This is a genomic window from Oceanobacillus arenosus (assembly GCF_003369575.1).
GTDB lineage: Bacteria > Bacillota > Bacilli > Bacillales > Amphibacillaceae > Oceanobacillus > Oceanobacillus arenosus.
Map to the genome: position 1 here is coordinate 215,785 of NZ_PIOC01000003.1, position 18,927 is coordinate 234,711.

Annotated in this window: 17 protein-coding genes; 3 read left to right on the plus strand and 14 right to left on the minus strand. The window is 37.1% G+C overall.

Annotation, left to right across the window (positions count from 1 at the left end; genetic code table 11):
- Nucleotides 1-420: 420 nt before the first annotated feature.
- The 12 genes from CWR48_RS03390 to CWR48_RS03445 all read right to left on the minus strand — a co-directional run bounded on the left by CWR48_RS03390 (nucleotide 421) and on the right by CWR48_RS03445 (nucleotide 13,021).
- Nucleotides 421-1,602, minus strand: coding sequence for a glycosyltransferase (locus CWR48_RS03390; RefSeq protein ID WP_170140683.1), 1,182 nt, complete (start codon nucleotides 1,600-1,602; stop codon nucleotides 421-423).
- A gap of 1 nt (nucleotide 1,603) precedes the next feature.
- A complete protein-coding gene (locus CWR48_RS03395) occupies nucleotides 1,604-2,578 on the minus strand; it encodes an SDR family oxidoreductase (protein ID WP_115771626.1) in 975 nt (324 codons plus the stop codon).
- 2 nt (nucleotides 2,579-2,580) lie between these two features.
- Nucleotides 2,581-3,969 carry a nucleotide sugar dehydrogenase gene (locus CWR48_RS03400; RefSeq protein WP_115771627.1) on the minus strand — a complete coding sequence of 463 codons (1,389 nt, stop codon included), beginning with the start codon at nucleotides 3,967-3,969 and terminating at the stop codon, nucleotides 2,581-2,583.
- 15 nt (nucleotides 3,970-3,984) lie between these two features.
- Entirely contained in the window at nucleotides 3,985-5,094 is a 1,110-nt protein-coding gene (locus tag CWR48_RS03405; RefSeq protein WP_115771628.1) for a glycosyltransferase family 4 protein, read from the minus strand.
- Nucleotides 5,095-5,113: 19 nt separating this feature from the next.
- The gene (locus CWR48_RS03410; RefSeq protein WP_211316690.1) at nucleotides 5,114-6,067 is read right to left on the minus strand and encodes an SDR family oxidoreductase; all 954 of its coding nucleotides are present in this window, start codon (nucleotides 6,065-6,067) and stop codon (nucleotides 5,114-5,116) included.
- Entirely contained in the window at nucleotides 6,030-6,677 is a 648-nt protein-coding gene (locus CWR48_RS03415; protein ID WP_115771629.1) for a sugar transferase, read from the minus strand. Before CWR48_RS03415 ends, CWR48_RS03410 begins: the two co-directional genes overlap by 38 nt.
- 17 nt (nucleotides 6,678-6,694) lie before the next feature.
- Nucleotides 6,695-7,219: a PglD-related sugar-binding protein gene (locus CWR48_RS03420; RefSeq protein WP_115771630.1), complete on the minus strand. Its 525-nt coding sequence runs from the start codon at nucleotides 7,217-7,219 to the stop codon at nucleotides 6,695-6,697.
- A gap of 163 nt (nucleotides 7,220-7,382) precedes the next feature.
- Complete coding sequence (gene galU, locus CWR48_RS03425; protein ID WP_115771631.1) at nucleotides 7,383-8,267, minus strand: UTP--glucose-1-phosphate uridylyltransferase GalU; 885 nt, start codon at nucleotides 8,265-8,267, stop codon at nucleotides 7,383-7,385.
- A gap of 37 nt (nucleotides 8,268-8,304) precedes the next feature.
- Nucleotides 8,305-10,134 carry a polysaccharide biosynthesis protein gene (locus tag CWR48_RS03430; protein ID WP_115771632.1) on the minus strand — a complete coding sequence of 610 codons (1,830 nt, stop codon included), beginning with the start codon at nucleotides 10,132-10,134 and terminating at the stop codon, nucleotides 8,305-8,307.
- A gap of 306 nt (nucleotides 10,135-10,440) precedes the next feature.
- Nucleotides 10,441-11,211 (minus strand): tyrosine-protein phosphatase, encoded by a 771-nt coding sequence (locus CWR48_RS03435; protein ID WP_115771633.1) that lies wholly within the window; start codon nucleotides 11,209-11,211, stop codon nucleotides 10,441-10,443.
- 363 nt (nucleotides 11,212-11,574) lie between these two features.
- Nucleotides 11,575-12,282 (minus strand): CpsD/CapB family tyrosine-protein kinase, encoded by a 708-nt coding sequence (locus CWR48_RS03440; protein WP_115771634.1) that lies wholly within the window; start codon nucleotides 12,280-12,282, stop codon nucleotides 11,575-11,577.
- Entirely contained in the window at nucleotides 12,257-13,021 is a 765-nt protein-coding gene (locus CWR48_RS03445) for a YveK family protein (RefSeq protein ID WP_115771635.1), read from the minus strand. Before CWR48_RS03445 ends, CWR48_RS03440 begins: the two co-directional genes overlap by 26 nt.
- A gap of 426 nt (nucleotides 13,022-13,447) precedes the next feature.
- Here CWR48_RS03445 and CWR48_RS03450 point away from each other — a divergent pair, with 426 nt between their 5' ends.
- Nucleotides 13,448-14,518 carry a C40 family peptidase gene (locus CWR48_RS03450; RefSeq protein WP_211316692.1) on the plus strand — a complete coding sequence of 357 codons (1,071 nt, stop codon included), beginning with the start codon at nucleotides 13,448-13,450 and terminating at the stop codon, nucleotides 14,516-14,518.
- Between the two features lie 519 nt (nucleotides 14,519-15,037).
- On the opposite strand, the gene CWR48_RS03455 is transcribed toward CWR48_RS03450, so the two are convergent.
- A complete protein-coding gene (locus CWR48_RS03455) occupies nucleotides 15,038-15,991 on the minus strand; it encodes a nuclease-related domain-containing protein (protein WP_245976701.1) in 954 nt (317 codons plus the stop codon).
- A gap of 259 nt (nucleotides 15,992-16,250) precedes the next feature.
- On the opposite strand from CWR48_RS03455, the gene CWR48_RS03460 reads away from it, so the two are divergent.
- Nucleotides 16,251-16,559, plus strand: a complete 309-nt coding sequence (locus tag CWR48_RS03460) for a hypothetical protein (protein ID WP_115771637.1) — start codon at nucleotides 16,251-16,253, stop codon at nucleotides 16,557-16,559.
- Nucleotides 16,560-17,019: 460 nt separating this feature from the next.
- Here the strand turns inward: CWR48_RS03460 and CWR48_RS03465 are convergent, their stop codons facing one another.
- The gene (locus CWR48_RS03465) at nucleotides 17,020-17,934 is read right to left on the minus strand and encodes a DMT family transporter (RefSeq protein WP_115771638.1); all 915 of its coding nucleotides are present in this window, start codon (nucleotides 17,932-17,934) and stop codon (nucleotides 17,020-17,022) included.
- 198 nt (nucleotides 17,935-18,132) lie between these two features.
- On the opposite strand from CWR48_RS03465, the gene CWR48_RS03470 reads away from it, so the two are divergent.
- On the plus strand, nucleotides 18,133-18,525 hold the full coding sequence (locus tag CWR48_RS03470; protein ID WP_115771639.1) for a hypothetical protein: 393 nt from the start codon (nucleotides 18,133-18,135) through the stop codon (nucleotides 18,523-18,525).
- Nucleotides 18,526-18,927: the final 402 nt, after the last annotated feature.

Sequence of the window (18,927 nt, forward strand, 5' to 3'; positions counted from 1 at the left end):
TAATAAGGAAAACTACCAAAAATATTATCACAGAGTTATAAAAGAATACTTGACTATAGCAAGAGTAAGAAAAGGCGAATTTTTATTTTGAGTTAGATAAATAAAAGCAAATGTAGGTAACTATATAGCTATCGTCTGTCTTAAACACGGCATAGTCATAGTAAATAAACCAAGGGTAACAAATAATTATTTTATTTCTCCAGAATTTGAAATAATTTAGAAATGGCAAATATAACAATAAAAGTAATAATAACTCCATAGATTGGCACCAACTGTTACATTTCTTAGCACAATAACTAAGAACAACACCAGCAATAAGAATATAAACTGTCCTAGACCCAAGTTTTTTTTACAGAGCTCCTGACAAACCCCAATATAAAATTAAACCTATATATCCATACAACTTTACCACCAAAATCTCTATAATATATATCGAAAATCATCTATCCAATTTTCCGGATCAAAAGTCTTTTCTTTTAAACAATACTCTTTCATTTCCCTTTTACTTTCTTTATCTATTGAAAGTATCTTAAAGAAAATATCCTCATCACGATTTTCCTTTTTTATATCTATGAAAAAACCGTTTTTCCCTTCTACTAGATAATCGACAAGATCACTTGTTTTAGTAGTTATTACTGGGACACCTAAACTGATACTCTCAGCAAACTTTGTAGGAAAACCTGCCATTGTTGTTCTATTTTCATCTCTAATTAATATAGAAAAATCTGCATTAGATATAATATTTTGCACCTCTCTATTAGTACGTCTCCCGTGAAAGAAAATATAGTTTTCCATCTTCTCAATAATAAAAGTATCCTCTGGTAAAACCTCTATATATTGTTTTTTTGTAATTCCATATATATCAAATCTAAACTTGATCCCTTTTTTATAAGATTGGTATAATAATTTTATTGCAATATCCAATCTATCTTTTGCTGAATTTCTTTTCTTCAATCGTTTTCCTAGCCTAAATGGGACTCCTGCATAAATTAGTTTGGTGACTTCATTTTCTATATATTTTGATTTGCTTTGTTTCTTTCTACTAACAATAGTTGGAATAACAATAGCAGGTTTATTCTTGTAGTAATTACGCAAATATTTGCTTACAACAATTAATGAATCTACTCTATTGTTTATAATTTTCATACGTAGTGCAGTGTCAAAATATTTTAAAATACGAAATGCAATATTCCCCTCACTCTTTCCATACCATTCAGTACAATCAGATATTATCTTAATTTTATTTTTTCTACAATATTTCCTTATTTTTTCAAATGCAAGGGATTGGTAATTATAGCAAATTACCGCCTCAATATTATTATACATTTCAACAACCTTTAAAAAGTGATCTATACTTACTAAATGATTAAACCATTGCTTGTTTGATCTAGGATATGGTACTTGGTAAGATGTAAATCCTTCTATTTCCTGCCGTGTATTTATTATATTTTTACTAGTATTGATATCCTTGTCAATTCCAATAAATACTATAGAGTATCCTAGTTTTCTTAATAGCTTTGCGTTTGACATTACTCTATGCGCCGCTGCATTCTTATCAGGTAGTTCAAATCCGCCAATATAAATTATGGTGCCTTTAGACATATTAAAGATTCTCCTTATACCACTCAATTGCTGCTGCAATTCCTCTTTCAAAACTCCATGTCGGTTCATATTTAAGCATTTCTTTCGCCTTACTAATATCAGCATTACTGTGCTTGATATCCCCTTTACGATTAGGCCCGAAAATTGGTTCGATATCTTTTCCTAATGCATTACATAAAATATCATACATATCGATTAGATATTTCCTACCACCATAAGCAATATTATAGGCCTGTCCTGAGGCTTCATGAGATGCCAAACATGCCTTCAAGTTAGCTTCAATTACATTTTCAATATATGTAAAATCCCGACTTTGCTTACCATCTCCATTGATAGTTGGTTGCTCATCATTTAATAGTTGTTTAATAAACTTTGGAATAACTGCTGCATAGGCGCCCTCAGGATTTTGCCTTCTACCAAATACGTTGAAATAACGTAGCCCATAAGTATCAAGACCGTATAATTTGGTATATAATTTTCCATATTCCTCGTCTACCCTTTTTGTTAGAGCATAAGGTGACAATAGATTACCTTCTCTACCTTCTTGCTTAGGAAGATTAGGCTCGTCACCATAAACAGATGAACTTGAAGCATAAACGAATTTCTTCACACCACTTTGTCTAGCAGCTTCCATCATGTTTAATGTTCCTTTGATATTTACCTCTTCATAAAACAAAGGCATTTCAATACTTCTTGGAACGCTACCCCAAGCTGCTTGATTTAATACGTAATCGACACCTTCACAAGCCTTCATGCATGTGTCTAAATCACGAATATCTCCTTCTATAAATTCATAATTAGGATTATCTATAAACTCTTCAACATTTTCCCTTTTTCCAGTTGAAAGATTATCTAACCCTTTAACTTTATAACCAAGTTTAAGTATAGCTTCTACCAAATTAGAACCAATAAAACCTGCCGATCCAGTAACTAGGAATTTACTTCCAACTGGAAATGTAATATTTTCATATCCCATTATTATAACCTCCAATATGCCAATCCAGCATCCTCTGCTTCTTTTCTATTAAACATCCCTTTAAGATCAATCAGTACATTATCTTTTCTTTCGCTTTCAGTCACTTTTTCAAAGTCAATTGTTGCAGCTACCTCTTTCATAGCATCTACATTATTACTTTCTGTTGATTTAAACATCTTTTTAACATCTTCCAGTTGAATTGCTCTAAACTCGTTGTGCGGAACAGCAAAGATAGCTGCATCAATTTCTTTTATATCTTCCACTTCACTTAGGTAAATTCCATAATTACGCCTTAAATCTTCTTTATCAGCTGTAGGATCTACTACCTTTACTTCTACACCATACTCTTCTAATTCTTTAATCACATCTACTACTTTTGTATTTCGAACATCTGGAGTATTTTCTTTAAATGTAACACCAAAGAGAGCTACTTTTGCACCATTTATTTGTTTATTTGTCTTGATCATTTGTTTTACAGTATTCTCAGCTACATATTTACCCATATCATCATTTATCTTTCTTCCTGAAAGAATGATTTGCGAATGATACCCCATTTGTTCAGCTTTGTACGTTAGGTAGTATGGATCTACCCCTATACAATGACCACCAACTAGTCCAGGTGAAAAGTTAAGGAAGTTCCATTTTGTTCCAGCTGCTTCAAGTACTGCTTTTGTATCAATTCCCATTTTATTAAATATAATGGATAGCTCATTCATAAACGCAATGTTAATATCACGTTGAGAATTTTCAATAACCTTTGCAGCTTCAGCGACTCTGATGGTTTCTGCCTTATAGACACCAGCTTCAACAACTAATTCATATACTTTTGAAATAATATCTAAAGCTTCATCGTCCTGACCAGATACAACCTTTGTTATTGTCTCAAGTCTATGAACTTTATCACCAGGATTTATTCTTTCAGGTGAATAGCCAACTTTAAAGTCTACGCCACACTTCAGTCCTGACTCCTTTTCTAAAATTGGAACACAGATGTCTTCAGTTACACCGGGATATACTGTAGATTCAAAAACAACTATCGATCCTTTTGTTAAGTTTTTACCTAGAGTTCGACTCGCAGATTCCACTGGTGTTAAATCAGGTGTATGATCATCTCTAACTGGCGTAGGTACTGCCACAATATGAAACTTAGCTTCCTTAAGTTTTGATTCATCCGAAGTGAATTGAACTGTTGTATTCTTGATTATCTCATTTCCAACTTCTTTTGTTGGATCTATTCCATTTTTATAAAGTTCGATTTTCTGTTTATTTATATCAAATCCAATTACGTCAACTTTTTTAGCAAAAGCAACTGCAATCGGCATACCAACATAACCTAGTCCTACTAATGAAATTTTCTCTTGTCTATTAACAATCTGCTCATATAAATTCATATCAAAATCTCCTCTTTATATTAATCCCATTATCTGCATAATAGATTTATTGATAATATTTACATCATATTTTTCTCTTGCAATTCTTGCACTTTCTTTGCCCATGTCTATACGTAGTTCATTACTAGAAATCAATTCTTCCATCCTAATGGTCAATCCTTGTATATCTTTTACTTTTACCAAAAAACCATTTAACTTGTCAGTAACTGTCTCTCTACAACCGGGCGCGTCACTCGTAATAATTGACCTTCCCATTGCCATAGCTTCTAGTACAGTTTTAGGGGTACCTTCATGATAAGATGGCAATACGAAAGTACTACATTGTGATATAAAAGGTCTAACATCACTTTGCTCACCAAAATACTCAATGACTCCGCTGTTTATATAAGGTTGCAATTCGTCTGACCTAAGAGCAGAAGGATTACTATCATACGGCCCTACTAGTAAGCAACGAGCCTCTGGATATTTAGCTTTAACATCTTTACAAGCTTCCAAATACTCCATTATTCCTTTATCTTTAATTAGTCTTCCGATAAAAAGAAAAGATGGACTCGAAGGTAAAGGGGTTGGTTTAAACTTTTCAAGATTGACTCCAGATCCATCAATAATTGCAGTTTTATCTTCTTTTATTAGACCATTTGATATAAATTCACATTTATCATCCTGATTCTGAAAAATCACCTTTTTGCTACATTTACAAGCAAGTCGATATTCTATTTTCATTATTGTCTTTACTATTTTATTTTTAAAACCATCTCCCCTAAATATCGAACCCAGTCCTGCAATCAAAGAATAAACCTCAGAAATACTATTTAATTTTGCAGCTATACTCCCATAAACAACCGTTTTAGCTTGATACGCAAATATTTTATCAGGTTTTTCCTTTTTCATAAACTTATATAGAGTTCTAAATGTCTTTAAATCTTTTAATGGATTGACACCATTTCGATCAACGTTTAGCTGTCTATAATCAATATTATGTTCCTTAAATTGACTTTTCCAGTTTTCTTCTGGCTCGGATCCAAGTGCAATAACTGTATGGCCTTCTTTTATAAAGTCCTTCATCATATCCATACGAAACCAAAACAATGATGATGTATGGCTTGAAAGTATAGCTATTTTCATTTTATTACTCCTACTCATATTAACTATTTTGGTGTTTTTCTATATACTCCTGAACTTCTATTTGTATTCCTTTTTCAAAAGTCATAGGGCTATAACCGAAATCAATAGTCGCTTCTTTGTGGGAGTAATTTCTGTCCTCTCCCATTCTTTGGACTTTCTCTATGTAATCAACTTTTCCTAACGAAAGAGCTTTTATTACTTTTGCCATCACAACACCTAAGCCTATTGGGACATTTAAGAATACTGTTTTTTTATTTAATTCCTTGCTTATTATCTTGTAAGCATCGATCATTTTTAATGGCTTTTCCCCTGATAAATCATAGTTTTTTCCATTTGTTTCTTTTGGTGACATTAATACAGTGAAAAATGCCTTTCCTAGATCTCTAGCATTTACTGGTTGAATCAAACTGTTTCCACCATTAATAACAGGCATAATTCTAAGTTTATCTACCAATTTAATAAACTTGCTCATATTTCTATCACAGAGATCACCATAAATCATAGAGGGTCTCACAATTGTTATCTCTAAAGAATTTTTAGAGTCACTTTTTAGTTCATTTATTTCTTGCTCTATTTTCTTATAACCTTCAGATGCATGTTTGAATTCTGAATAGATTCCTGTAGTATGCACTAATATCGCTCTTTTTACATTTCTTTTAATAGCAGCCCTTACTATCAGTGATGAGTGATGAATATTATAGATATGCAATACCGTTTTAACTCCATCCATCGCTTTATCAATAAATTCCACATCATCTAAATCCCCAACAACTTTTTCTATATTTAGTCCACTGTTGTCTAATAGTGAAGTATTAGAAGTATTCCTTACAATGCACCGAATTGGCCCTTCATATTTATTATTAATAAGTTCCTGTAAGAAGTATTTCCCTGTATGACCAGTGATTCCTGTGACTAAAAGCATTTCAACACCTCTACTACTGTTTATATTTTCCTGAAGAAGAACGCGGTTCATTGGTACCTGCTATTTCCTTTTTTGCACTAGTTCCACCTTCGACAACTCCATCACTTTTTAAGACACTAATTACAGTCCCAAAGAAACATTTAGTGTCCATCCAAAAACTTATCTTTTCAACATATTCCCCGTCTAACTTTGCCTTTATTTCAATAGGAAGTTCATCTCTACCATTAATCTGCGCCCACCCAGTCAAGCCAGGCGGAACATTATTTGCGCCAAATTTATCACGTTCGTCAATTAAATCGAACTGATTCCATAATGCCGGTCTTGGTCCAATAATGCTCATTTGACCAACAAAGATATTCCAAATCTGTGGAAGTTCATCAAGTGATGTCTTTCTCAAGAACTTGCCCATTTTGGTAATATATTGATCGGGGTTCCCCAATAAATGGGTAGGAGTGTCTTTAGGTGTATCAATTCTCATAGTCCGGAATTTCAATATATTGAAATGCGACTTATTAAGTCCGACACGCTTTTGCTTAAATAACACTGGACCTTTTGAATCGAGTTTAATAGCAATAATAAGAATTAAAAAAACAGGTGATAATACAATAATTCCAATTAATGAAAGAATGATATCTATCAATCTCTTTATTCTCATGTACATTCTTTTCACACTCCAACCTAGAAACTGTATTGCTCTAATTTCTTTTCATTAGAATAAATCATTCCTGCATCTAACTTCGCTTTTCTTTCTACACTGGAATTTGCCATAACAATTGCTCCTGAATTTATATGGGATCCCTCACCAATGTAACTATCGTGGTCTACTAATGCACCAATACTAATAATAGATACCATCTTTACTATTGAATTATTATTAATAACTGCTTTTGGACATACTATAGAACCTATTTCCACACTTGCAGAAGGGCTTATATAAGCAGTAGGATGGATCAATACTGGCACTTGGTAGCCGACATCTATTAAACTATTTATCCAATTCATTCTTTGTTCATTGTTACCAAAAGCAACAAAACCATATGGATAATTTTTTGTGTGTTTCTTGTAATCTTCACATTTGCCAATAGCTAATTGGGAGTTATCATCTAGGAAATCAATATTATTAAAACAACCTAATACTTCTGCTGTTTCCTTAACTACTCTTCCGTGACCACCGGCGCCCAATATAAGTAAATTATTATTCAAGTTATTCAACTCCAATTTATACTTCACGTACTTATTTATAGTTTAGTACTTAAGCAAAGGAAGTGGGGGGAAGCTGTCACGTTAATCAGGGACTAATTAAAATCATACCTTTCCAGCAAAGCTAAGTATTCCAAGGAGTTGAAAACTTTCGCTCAACAATCTACTATTTCACTTGTAATTTTGCCTGTTCAATTGTTTCTTCCAAGTATTTGAGTAATTCTTCCTTAATCTCCTCATTTTCCAACGCCATATCCACGGTAGTCTTAACAAATCCTAATTTCTCCCCAACATCATATCGCTTACCTTCAAAATCATAAGCATACACTCTTTGAGTAGAATTCAACTTCTGAATTGCATCCGTCAACTGAATCTCTCCACCAGCACCAGTTTCTTGATTCTCTAGGTACTCAAAAATCTCTGGAGTAAGAATATAACGCCCCATAATGGCTAAATTAGACGGAGCAGTACCTTGTTCAGGCTTCTCGACAAAATTACTAACCTGATAACGTCTACCTTCAATCGTACTTGGGTCAATAATTCCGTAGCGATGTGTTTCTTCGCTTGGTACTTGTTGCACACCAATCACCGATGACTCCGTTTCCTCATACTGCTCAATCAATTGCTTTAGACAAGGCTTTTCTGCTTGGACAATATCATCACCAAGTAGTACTGCAAATGGTTCATCACCAATAAATTTACGCGCACACCAAACGGCATGTCCTAACCCTTTTGGCTCTTTTTGGCGAATATAGTGAATTTCAACTTTCGACGATTGATTAATCTTATCAAGTAATTCAAATTTTCCCTTTGCTCTTAAATTTTCTTCTAATTCAAAGTTTTTGTCAAAATGGTCTTCAATTGCACGTTTTCCTTTACCAGTAACGATAATAATATCTTCAATTCCAGATTCAATTGCTTCTTCCACAATATATTCAATCGTTGGTCGATCAACAATTGGTAACATCTCTTTTGGCATTGCTTTTGTTGCTGGCAAAAAGCGCGTTCCCAAACCAGCCGCAGGAATAATTGCCTTTTTTATAGTCTTCATTAATATCCCCCCCAATAATAGTTATTTAGTACCTAAATTATGAACCGTGAACTGATAATAATGTTCTTTCCATATAAACAATTCCCATCAAAGCTTCTTTAAGTTGAACTGCGTCATACCTCTCAAAACTATCAATCAGGTTAATAATCAACGCTGAATCAACTTCAACTGTCCTACCAACATAAATCTTCTCATAAACCTCACCTGGTAGGACCTCATTCTCATTCAACAGTTCTTCAAACATCTTCTCACCAGGTCGAATTCCACTATATTTAATTGGAATCTCATCTTCCGTATATCCTGATAGTTTTATAAGATTCTTGGCTAGGTCAGCAATTTTCACTGGTTCACCCATATCAAGTACAAATATTTCTCCACCCTTTGCAAGCGTTCCGGCCTGAATAACCAATCTAGATGCTTCTGGAATCGTCATAAAGTAGCGCGTCATATCTGGATGGGTTACCGTAACAGGTCCACCTTTTTCAATTTGCTTCTTAAACAATGGAATAACACTACCACGACTACCAAGCACATTACCAAATCGAACAGCGACAAATTTCGTCTTGCTTCTACTTGCCAAGTCCTGAACAACCATCTCAGCAACACGTTTTGTTGCCCCCATCACGTTCGTCGGGTTCACAGCTTTATCGGTCGACACCATAACAAACGTTTTTACACCAAATGCATCTGCAGCTTCTGCGACATTTCTTGTACCGATAATATTGTTTTTTACTGCTTCATGTGGATTATATTCCATTAACGGTACATGCTTATGTGCTGCGGCATGATAAATAATTGCCGGTTTATGCTTATCGACAATCCCAAATATCCGATCACGATCTTGAACATCGCCGATAATTGGCATAATTTCTGTTTCTGTGTCACCGTATTTTTGTTTCAATTCCATATCAATGGAATAAATGCTATATTCCCCGTGTCCTACTAGTAATATTTTCCTAGGTGAGAAACGCATCAGCTGACGACAGATTTCTGATCCAATCGATCCACCTGCACCAGTTACCATTACCGTATTTCCTGTCACATAATCGGATATTGCATCGATATCGAGTTTTACAGGTTCACGCCCGAGTAAATCCTCAACCTCAACATTTTTCAGATTGCTGACCGATACTTTTCCAGTCATTAAATCCTCAATTTTCGGAATCATTTGCACTTTTGCATTCGTCTTATTACATTCTGTGACAATTTTCTCTAATGCTCCATTATGTAAAGAAGGAATTGCAATAACGATATGGTCTATTTTCATTTTTTCGACTATTTGTGGGATATCTTTCACCATTCCAACAACAGAAAGATTATATAATTGCATTTTTTGTTTGGAAAGATCATCATCGACAAACGCCACTGGCAATAGCTCATCATTGTTATGATCATTTTGCAGCTGTCTAGCAATCATTGCCCCAGCCGAACCTGCACCAACAATTAAAGTGCGTTTTTGATCTATTGGATTTTTAATATAGTGATCACGGAAGATTCGCCATATGAAGCGCGAGCCACCTATTAGTAAAATATGAAGTAGCCATGTCACAAGTAATGCACGACTATATACAGAGAAACCATTTATGAGGTATTGTACAATTCCAGCAGAGATAATCGAAAGTGTTACTGCTTTAACAATTGCAACCAATTCTCCCACACTTGCATACGCCCAAACCTTGTTGTACAGCTTGTAAACAAAAGCAAAAATATGATGAAAGATTAATAGTGCTACTGCGCTGATGATTAATGCATCTGTTTGAAGCATATCTACTTGTGGATAGACAATCCATGATGCAATAAAGATTGCTGTACTAACAATCAGAGAATCTAGTAAAATTAATAATGTTAATCTTCTTCGGTAACTCAAGTTTTTCGCTCCTTTCTGGCGTATCTAGTATTTTTTATTATGTATTATTAAGAATAACTTCATCTAGCTGAAAGGAATATTCTGCATACAGCTTTACATCACTTTTATAAAAAAGTCATATCTTGTCTTTTCCTAAAGCCAATTCTTGTAAATACACAATAGCATTCGCACGATTGCGAATGTTTAGCTACCCGCCCCCGACTGTACGCCTTAAAGTGTATTCTTTTCCACTATGAATACACTTTAAGACGTACAATTTAATGTACATATCTTCAACCATGATTAGATACCTAGTAGGGATAAGGTTTAAAATAGTCCTAAAAACTTTTTCTTTTTCTTTCTAATAGACGACGGTTCAAATCGATTCACATTTTGATTGTCGATTAGCAGTTGACTATTCTCCATAAACATGTAGAAATAATCCGTTCCAAATTCACTTTTCACTTCACGAAGTGCTTCTTGCATAACAAATCCGCGCGACGTCGTATTATGTGCATCTGAAGCAATAAAATGTGTCTGATTTGCCTCAATTAACTGATGGGAGAAGGTTTGAATGTTCTTCCCAAACTTTCCTATGATACTCGCTGCCGTAACTTGAGTTAAGGCACCATTTCTAACAAACTCATACAGCTTGTTTGGATGCTCAATCAGTTCTTGATTTCGCTCTGGATGAACAATAATCGGTGTATAGCCGGCTACTTGAAGATCAAATAGCATTTGACTCGAATAGCGTGGGACATGTGCAGATGGGAATTCAACAAATAGATATTTCGTATCATTTAATGATAGTAATTCGCCGTTATTGATATCCTCTACCATATCCCCGTTAATTCTCGTTTCTTGACCTGGTAATACATGAAGCGGAATATCTTCTCTTACCAATAATTCATTTAATATAGCTACATCTTGAATAATACTTCCTCGTTTATTATCATACTTGCCGTTTCTATGGTGAGGGGTTGCAATTATAGTAGTTATACCCTGTGATACGGCCTTTCTCGCCATATCAAGGCTATCCTCTTCAGTCTGTGCCCCATCATCGATGCCAGGCAGAATATGCGAATGGATATCTATCATAATACATACTTCCTCTCTTTTTTACTTTACTCGTATTCTATTATGATATGGTTGATAATCAAACATATTATAACAGAATACGGGCAGTTATTCACTTATACACATGTTAAATTTCATTACTAATTTATGGCATGCTCTTTTAAGTCAATAATAAGTAGATAATTGATCGAATGGTGTATTTTTAGTTTGAAAACTTAGTTACCACCATGCCTTTCCGTGACAGTCTTAGTTGCACTTATGTAGTAAGAGAGTTGTTATACTTTCTTACCTACTAAAATAACTTTCTATCTTGTTATTCCCCACTTAAAACGTACATAAAAGAAAACCCCCTAAGTAAAGCTTTGCAAGGGGGTTATTATTATCCTAGTTATTGCCGTAGTAATAGTAATAGTTCGACGAAGATTTCTCACGTCCATTTAGTACGGTACCTAGTAATTTCGCCTTTGCTGGTTCAAGCGCTTCTTTTGCTTTCTTCGCCGCTTCGAGATCGGTATGTTTACTACGAACAACTAAAATAGAACCATCCACAATATTCGCCAAAATTTGCGCATCTGTTACAGCCAATACTGGTGGTGTATCAAAAATAACGACATCGTACGTCTTCTTTGCATCTATTAAAAAGTTTTCCATTTTTTTTGATGCTAATAATTCCGCTGGGTTCGGTGGAATTGGTCCACATGAAATAACATCGAGATTCTCTACATTTGTTCGATTTACTGTCTCATCGATTGTATGCTCCCCTACAAGAATATTACTTAAACCCCGTAAATTATCTAAGCGGAACGTATAATGTACGGTTGGTTTTCTTAAGTCTGCATCAATAAGTAATACTCTCTTACCAGTTTGTGCATAAACAACCGCTAGATTGGCAACGGTTGTCGACTTCCCTTCTGCTGGACCAGATGAAGTAACAAGTAGTGAATTAATCTCATTATCAACAGAAGAGAATTGAACATTCGTACGGATTGTGCGATATTGCTCAGAGATAGGAGATTTTGGATTCATTTGTGTTATTAAATGCCTGAATTTATTTGTCGTATTGCCTTTAGATTGTTTTCCTTTGCGCGCCATCTATTCCACTCCTTCTCATTTGTTTCGATTGGAACGAAAATTGATTTTCTTGTACATCTTCGTCACTAACTCTAGAAATCACTCCAAGTACAGGTAAGCCGAGTTTCTTCTCTACGTCATCTTCAGTTGTGATTGAGTTATCTAGGTATTCAAGTAAGAATGCTAGTCCAACACCAACCATGATTCCTAGAACTATTGCTATTGCAATGTTTAAAATTGGATTCGGTGCAACTGGTTTCGGATTTGGACTTAATTGAGCTACTGTTAATATATTGACGTTATTCACATTCATAAGTTCTGGAATTTCATTTTGGAAGATTCCGACCGTTGAGTTCGCAATTTTCACTGCTTGTGCAGGATCTTCATCTGTCGCTGTAACTGTCACGACTTGAGAATTCTCAGCGCTGGAAACAGCAATTTTTTCACTTAGTGTTCCAACTGAGTATTCGAGATTTAATTCTTCAATAACTTTATCTAAAATAGCGGGTGTTTTTATGATGACATTATAAGTATTGATTAATTGCAGGTCTGTTTGGATATTTCCTGTATTTAATTGTGCATTAGGATCTTGTATCTCCTGGTTAACGATAAATTGTGAACTTGCTTCATATGTCGGTGTCAAGACAAAATAGCTGATCACCGCAGCAATAATCGCAGCACCAAGTGTAAGAGCTGAGATAAGTAGGAGACGCTTCTTAATTACCTCGAATATCTCTTTCAAGGATATTGTTTCTTCCATGATGTTGTAACCTCCGGATTCATTGTTATTCTTCTGAAAGCACCAAACAATTAAACTCGTTCACTACTTCAGATTACATTATGGAATTATAACATAATAGTTTATGAATGTGGTGGTGAATTTTGTAAGTCTTTGTACATTTGTAAGAAAATAAGGTGAATTAAATTGATAGGATACTAGATAGGGTATTGAGTTTTCTATAGGTGAAAAGTTGTGTTTTTATTGAATTAACACACTTATCCCATGATTAATTTTTGTATTTGTAGGTACGGTTCTTAGAAACTATGAATCCCTTATATTGGTTACATTACAAATATATTACAAATTATCCAATCATCTATCATAAAACTACTGGAAAGGATATAATAGTTTATAATTTGCAAATCTTATAGACTATATGACAATATATTTAGGGGGACTTTTACATTGGCCAACAAGAAAGTTATGATGTCGGTTACTGCAAGTGCGGCAATTGCAGCAGCAATCTTCAGTGCAGAAGAAGCAGAAGCAGCTTCATATAAGGTACAGAGTGGGGATTCATTATGGTCCATCGCCCAGAAACATCAAACATCCGTTTCTAACTTAAAATCAGTGAATAAATTAACATCTGATGTAATTTTTCCTAATCAAGTATTGGAAACAGGCATGAATGCTGTTACACAGCCCAAGAAGTCAAATCCAGGCACATCGACACCTACTACAAATCAAACTACATATACAGTAAAAGCTGGTGACACACTTAGCGGTATCGCCTCAAAACATAAAATTACACTATCCAACTTGATGAGCTGGAACGGATTAAACACAACATTGATCTATCCTGGAAATGTGTTAAAGGTAAGTAATTCAGGAAATAGTAGTACGCCAACTACGCCTTCTCAACCACAAACACCAGCAAAGACTCCGGCGGACAATGGCAGCGGCACAGTTTACACAGTTAAATCTGGCGACACACTTTCACGCATTGGCTCACAATATGGTGTAAGTGTTGCTAACTTGAAACAATGGAACGGACTTTCTTCAGATTTAATATATATCGGACAGAAGCTAAGCATCGGCGCAGGCAATAGTGGCAGCGCACCTGCAAAAACACCAGCTGTCGAAACACCTAAATCACCACAAGCTGATGTCGGCTACAATGTGGACAATCTTATCAGCACAGCAAAAAGCTTTAATGGCACGAAATACGTATGGGGCGGCTCTTCGCCAGCAGGATTCGACTGCAGCGGATTCATCTACTACGTATACAAACAAGCAGGCATGAACATCAGCCGCACATCCGCAGCAGGATTCTTTGATCGCTCATACTATGTAAACTCACCACAAGCAGGAGACCTTGTATTCTTCTCAGGAACATATAAAGCAGGCATCTCCCACATGGGAATTTACTTAGGAAACGACCAATTCATCCATGCAGGATCTGATGGAGTGGAGATTACGAGTGTAAGTAACTCTTATTGGAAGAGTCATTTTGATAGTTATAAGCGGTTTTATTAAATTGTAGTTAATTAATGAAGATAGCACTCCAGCTTCGCTGGAGTGCTATCTTTTTTTGGTTTGGGTGCGGGGGATTGCCCGATTTCGCATGGGATCGCTCGATTTAGCTCGGACGTCGCTCGATTCAGTGCGGGACTCGCTCGATTTAGCCCGTGACTCACTCGATTCGGCGCGGGCCTCGCTCGATTTAGCTCGGGATCGCTCGATTTTGCGTGGGACTCACTCGATTCGGCTCGGGGCTCGCTCGATTTCGCCCGGGACTCGCTCGGTTTGGCTCGGGCATCGCTCGATTTTGCTGGAGCCTCGCTCGATTTTGCCCGTGCATCGCTCGATTTCGCCCGGGACTCACTCGATTCGGCTCGGGGATCGCTCGATTTCGCCCGGGACTCGCTCGGTTTGGCTCGGGCATCGCTCGATTTTGCTGGAGCCTCGCTCGATTCAGCTCGGGCTTCGCTCGATTTGGCGCGGGGATCGCTCGATCCACCCCTGCTCCATTCTCATATCATTAGCATGTTAAAATTACATCTCTTTCCTCTCCCACCATCTTCTCTTACTATTAAAAAATAAATTAGAGCTTTTCAATATTCGCGTTGCAGTGTTCCTGGAATCTAATTTTAACCATTGCATGCATTCCGTATTTGTAATCCACGGCTTGATCAGTAGGAAGTAATCTTCTAATGCGGCTTTATGTGCTGCGGCATATTTCTTTTGACATTTATGACATATCCAACCGCTATGAACTCGCTCGATACCAAGCGATCCACACTCTGGACATTGTACCCCTGTCAATAAATTACTAGGTGTTATTTTGTGTTGCGCAAAAATGTCCAAATCAAATTCCGTACATTCCTTCATTATCATGTAGCCAATTTTCTGATGTTGTACTTTTTCACTTGCAGCTAATCGTTCCTCAATTTCCATTATTTTCTTAGGAATCATTGCTGCATGTGCAACTATTTCAGCAACTTCCTGCTGATTGCCAATTACTTTGATAATCGTACTTGGTTCACTAATTGCGACGAAATAATAAATTGGAAGGTTTGGGGAGGAATGATCGTGTAGCCAGTTTTGGAGTTTGTCATGTTGGAGTTCAACCTGTGTGATGGGGTAAGCAAATCCAGTTTCTTTTTCACCATCATGGCGAATCAATTGTTTGAGGATATGATCGAAAGTAATGGTGCCATGGTAATTTTTAGCTTCGACAATATAAATTGCATGTGGGGATATGATAAGATCATCCATCTGAAAAGTCTGTCCGTCCGCTCCTAAACAAACGTCCTGGAGAATCGTATACTTTTGGGCAAGCCCGCTAAGATAATATCCAACCCTAATCTCACCTTTATAGCCTCTCATACGCCGATTGAATTCCTGATTTGCATCCAGCCAAGTGGGGGAATTAATCATTAATCGCGGTAACAATGCTTCGTATTTTTTTAATAGAAGTGGCTTTGCTAGTTTTTTTACGATCATCATTTGGCTCCTTTTTTTAGATTAATAGATATCTCCTGAACATTGTATAACAAGTCGCCTCAAAATTCAAAATAGGTAAATTTAATTTTAAATGAATAATTATCTTTAAAAACACGATTACTAGTTCAATTATTAATTTTCATTAAAATCTATGGTATGCAAAAAGGAAAAATAGCGGTATTTTTACTATTTTTCTAAAAATAATGTCAAATTATGTACCGATGATTCCGTGTTATAATGGAACCACAAGGAGGTGATTGAAATGGAAAAGGAAGATCAGATTATTGGGATGTTGGGGCAAATATTAGGAAAGCTAGATGAACACAGTCAAAAGCTTGATAACCACAGTACCCAACTAGAAGAACATGGACAAATCCTATCTGCACTCCGTACAGGTCAAGAGCATTTAAAAGCAGAAATTGATGGGATGAAATTGTCCAATGCTAAGGAATTTGGTGGTTTAAAAGAAGAAATGAGTATTCTATCAACAAATCAAGAACTATTGCGCAATGATACATGGGAAAATAAAGTTGACATACACCGAATACAAAAAACAATGGGCATGAAATAGAATGTAGCGTTCATGCACAATCCACAGTAACCTTCATAGAATCTTTCTACTAAAAAACTACATCTTACAACTACACGAAACAAAGTAATCACCTTTAGAAGAGATGATTACTTTATTTTTCTTAACAGTTATTTTCTTAATTAATAATTATATGTTATACGGATTTAGCTTTAGAGCTGTTCTCGCTCGATTTGGCTGGAGCACCGCTCGGTTTTGCATTCCTCCCGCTCGATTCAGAAGGCGCGTCGCTCGGTTTAGCTTCCCTCTCGCTTGATTCAGCCCCGGCGTCGCTCGGTTTAGCTTTCCTCCCGCTCGATTCAGCCCCGGCGTCGCTCGGTTTAGCTTTCCTCCCGCTCGATTCAGCCTAGGCGCCGCTCGATTCCAACCGGTTCTCGCTCGAATCCCGCTTGGCTTCTCATTAGAATTTGCTGGCTATTCATTAATTAATGAATAGATTTCATCAATCTTTCCCACTATTTATCGCAATAATCCCTACTGCAACGAGCGCAATCGCACCGACAATATACAGGTTAATACTCTCACCAGGGATAAACATCGCGGACAATAACGCTCCGGATACGGGAGTGATAAATTTATAAATGGCAATTTCACCGGCTTTATTATATTTCAAAATCGAGTACCAGAGTGCGAATGCGACAGCTGATAGGAGTGCGGAGTAGATGAATAGTCCCCAGCCTAGAGGCGTGAAGCTCATTGCATTTTCGCCTAGCTGCGGCAGACCGATGAGAAGCATTACTGCTGCACCGATGGACAGCTGCCAGCCGGTTAATGTGAATGGGTGGATTCCGACGGCGAGTTCCTTCGCCATGATCGTTGCGATGGCGGCTGCTACTGCGGATAGAATCATGAATCCTTCCCCATTTAACTGGAAGCTTAACTCAAGTCCTTGTCCCCAGTTTGCTACGATAATCCCCGCAAATCCAGCAATTAGTCCAATCGCCTTTTTCCAGTTCATTCGATCATTTTTATAGAAGAAGTGGGCTAAGATTACAACAAAAAATGTGCCCGCGGAGGATAGGATTGCCCCCTGCATTCCCGTTACATTCGCAAGTCCGTTATAAAAGAAGTAATATTGCACGGTCGTTTGGAAGATTCCTAATAAAATTAATACTGGAATTTGCCTGCGTGTGACGAGTAGGCGTTTTGGGTTCGTTATGACAAGGCCTGCCAAAATAATAATTCCCGCCAGGAGGAAACGCATCCCCGCTAATACCATTTTTGCAACCGTGTCATCCGGTGCCATTTGTAATTCCTCATAGCTTATTTTCAGAACAGGAAATGCACTGCCCCATAATATCGAACAAAAAATGGCAATTAAAATAACTGTCCATTTTTTCTCATAAATACTTTTCAAAACATGTCAGCTCCTAAACTATTTCATACGACGTAAATTGCAATACGCCAAAGGAGATTATACTATATTTATTGATTAGGACCAAATGAAGCGAACCTTCATCCTACGAGGACTTCCTTATATATCAAATATTTCCCTTGTAATAATCCTCTCCACCTAACAATAAAATTTATAAACAAGCTTTTTTGGAGGGATATTATGAGCAGTGCTAAGCTGATTACGGCTGAAATGATTGCCAGGTACCATGACCTTAATAAACTGAAGAAAGAAATCGATTCGGAAATGAGTCAATTAAAGAAACAATTTCACGCCTATTTCGACGCACAAGTGGGAGCCAACACAAAAGGGGAAGTCACGGATGGTGGCTTCAAGCTGCAACGACAAATTCGGAAGGTTGAGAAATTCGCGGACGACCTGACCGTTGCAAGATTAGAAGAGTTGAATATGAATGAACTAATTTATATTGAAAAGAAAGCCGATGACGAGAAAATCAACGCAGCCATTAGTCTTGGCCTGTTGAGTGAAGAAGATATTAGCGATTGCCGAGTGAGTAGCTTTTCCGGGGTGATATCAGTGAGGGAGATAGTTTAGGCTGGAGGGTGTGGGCTGTCGCTCGATTTCGGGCGGGCGTCGCTCGATTTGGCTCAGGGGTCGCTCGATTTAGCCCGGGTCTCGCTCGTTTTAGGCCACGCATCGCTCGATTTGGCTCGAACCTCGCTCGATTTGCCCGAGCCCCATTCGATTCAGCTCGGGCTGTCGCTCGACCTGGCGCGGGGCTCGCTCGATTTGGCGCGGGCGTCGCTCGACCTGGCGCGGGGCTCGCTCGATTTGGCGCGGGCGTCGCTCGTTTCGGCTCAAGGGTCGCTCGATTTACCTTGGGCATCGCTCGATTCACCCCACGCATCGCTCGTTCCCGCCCACGCCCCACTCGGCCGGCATTTCAAGCTAAAATATCCCCCTATAACTAAAACAAATAGTCTAGATACATCGCTG